The organism is Demequina sp. (genome assembly GCF_024642165.1).
Lineage (GTDB): Bacteria > Actinomycetota > Actinomycetes > Actinomycetales > Demequinaceae > Demequina.
This window is the reverse complement of record NZ_JAHEBP010000173.1, coordinates 1-2017: the sequence shown is the minus strand read 5'-3', so window position 1 is coordinate 2017 and position 2017 is coordinate 1. Positions and strand designations below refer to the sequence as shown.

The window sequence follows — 2017 nt, the reverse complement described above, 5'->3', positions numbered from 1 at the left end:
GCGCGATCATGGGCGTGGCGGGGTTCACGCTGATGCCGCTGCTGTTCGGCTCCAACATCTTCGTGGACCCGGCGACCATGCCCGGCTGGCTGCAGGGCTGGGTGAGCGTCAACCCCATCACTTTCCTGGTGGACTCGGTGCGCGCGCTGATGGACGGCACGCCGGTGGGCTCCGAGCTGCTGGTGATCATCGCCTGGTCCGCCGGCCTGGTGGCCGTGTTCGGCTCGCTGACAATGTGGAAGTACCGCGACCCGCGCTGACCGCTCGCGCGGGTCGCGCGCCGGCTACAGCGGCTCGCCCACGCCAGACGAGCATGCCGCGCCGGGCTCCGGGGTCTGCTCGCCCTGGACGTACTTGGCGAGGAACACGTCGACCCGTTCGTCGGTGGCGCTGTCGACTTCGAGCTGCACGCCCCACGCGGTCAGCACCACGGGTGCGGCGAGGTCCTCGAACGGGCTCAGGATCGAGTACGCGTAGCCCTCCACCGACGTGCGCAGGGCGGCGACGTCGGCCTCGCCAAGTCCCGGTGCGTAGGTCACCCAGACCGCGCCGTGCTCGAGCGAGTGCACGGCGTTGGCGGTGGGCACCGGGCTGTCGTAGACGCCGCAGTTGAGCCATGCGGGGTCATGGTCGCCACCGGACGGCGGGAGCAGCACGCCCGTCGCGAGATTGGGCGTGGGCTCGGGCAGAGCCGGAACGTGGCTGGCGCTCTGGTCCGGCTGCTCCTCGACGCCGTCGATGGGCGCGGCGGCCGCCTCGGCGATCTGCTCGCGCTCCGCGGACGCATTCGCGATGATGAACGCCGTGGCGACCGCCAGGCCGCCCACCACGAGCGCGATTGCGCCCCAGGTGAGAACGCGCACTCGTACCTGCTTGGCACGCTGCTCCCGCTGGGCCTGCGCCAGCGCCTCGTGGCGCGCGTCGCCGCTCCGATCCGACTTGGACATGCTGCTCCTTTCGCGGGCGTGTCACCAAGGATCACACGAAGCGGGGGTACCGGTGAACGCGTCCCGCCAAAAAAGGCCCGGTTCGGCAGGAGTGCGACGCTGTGATCGTCAACATGACCGTGAGAGCGTTCTCCCAGGTAAATGGGCATCCGGTGTCGTGTGAAATAGGACATATGTCCTGGGTCGCAAGGGCCCTGGAGGACGTATTCTCGAGGGCAACCCGACCGGTCTTGTTCGCAGCGTCGCGACCGGGCCGGCCGGATCTTCACATCCCCACATCGTCGTGAAGGAGCCGTCATCGTGCTACCCGTACTCGCCACCGGAGAGTTGGTTTCACCCGCGTTCTCCTTCACCTGCGTGCGCAAGCATCACTCCGACGTCGAGGAGGTGCGCATCGCGGAGATCATCGAGGCGGTGGACCGTCGCTTCCGCGCCGGCGTGCGCGCCGTGATCCACTGGTCGGGCTACTGCGCTTGCTGCGGCCGCCGCGTCGAGGTCGAGCCGGCCTGAGCCGAGACCTCTCGCCGCTCGCCCGATCTTCACGAAGTCTTCACGCACGCCCCCGGGCACCCTTCACATGACTCCGCGAGTCTGGGGGTAGGAGGCGCTCGCGGCACGCGGCGCCGCGAGCGGACGGGGACCATCATGTGGAGCCACCAATACGGGGCGGCCGGATTCGGCGCGATGTGGCTGGTGGGGTTCATCGTTCTCGTCGGCATCGGCGTGCTGATCTTCGCGGTGGTCCGCTACGCCAGCAGCAGCGGGTCGAACGCCGCGGCACCGCCCGCGGCCGCGCCGGCGACCCAGGCGACTCAGGCGACGCCGCCCGCGGCCTCGGCCGTCGCATCGTCCGCACGGACCATCCTCGAGGAGCGGTTCGCCCGCGGGGAGATCGATCCGGAGGAGTTCGCGCAGCGCCTGCGCGTCCTCGAGGGGCGCGACGGCGGTCAGACCACGTCGTAGACCAGGGTGACGTGCCCCGTGGGGAAGGTGTCGACCTCGGTGAGAGTCAGCGAGCGTGGGTCCCGCAGCCCCGGTGCGAGGCGCAGCCCCTCCCCGATGACAACCGG

The 2017-nt window shown here is 70.1% G+C and carries 4 protein-coding genes; 3 read left to right on the top strand and 1 reads right to left on the bottom strand.

The features are described from left to right. On the top strand, positions 1–260 hold a 260-nt coding region (locus Q0L54_RS11095), incomplete at its 5' end, for an ABC transporter permease (protein WP_296668100.1). A 24-nt stretch (positions 261–284) separates the two neighbouring features. Here Q0L54_RS11095 and Q0L54_RS11090 read toward each other — a convergent pair. Beyond that, the gene (locus tag Q0L54_RS11090) at positions 285–947 is read right to left on the bottom strand and encodes a DUF3105 domain-containing protein (RefSeq protein ID WP_296668098.1); all 663 of its coding nucleotides are present in this window, start codon (positions 945–947) and stop codon (positions 285–287) included. 300 nt (positions 948–1247) lie between these two features. Here Q0L54_RS11090 and Q0L54_RS11085 point away from each other — a divergent pair, with 300 nt between their 5' ends. After that, on the top strand, positions 1248–1457 hold the full coding sequence (locus tag Q0L54_RS11085) for a hypothetical protein (RefSeq protein WP_296668096.1): 210 nt from the start codon (positions 1248–1250) through the stop codon (positions 1455–1457). A gap of 135 nt (positions 1458–1592) precedes the next feature. Further along, positions 1593–1910, top strand: a complete 318-nt coding sequence (locus Q0L54_RS11080; protein ID WP_296668094.1) for an SHOCT domain-containing protein — start codon at positions 1593–1595, stop codon at positions 1908–1910. Positions 1911–2017 lie beyond the last annotated feature (107 nt).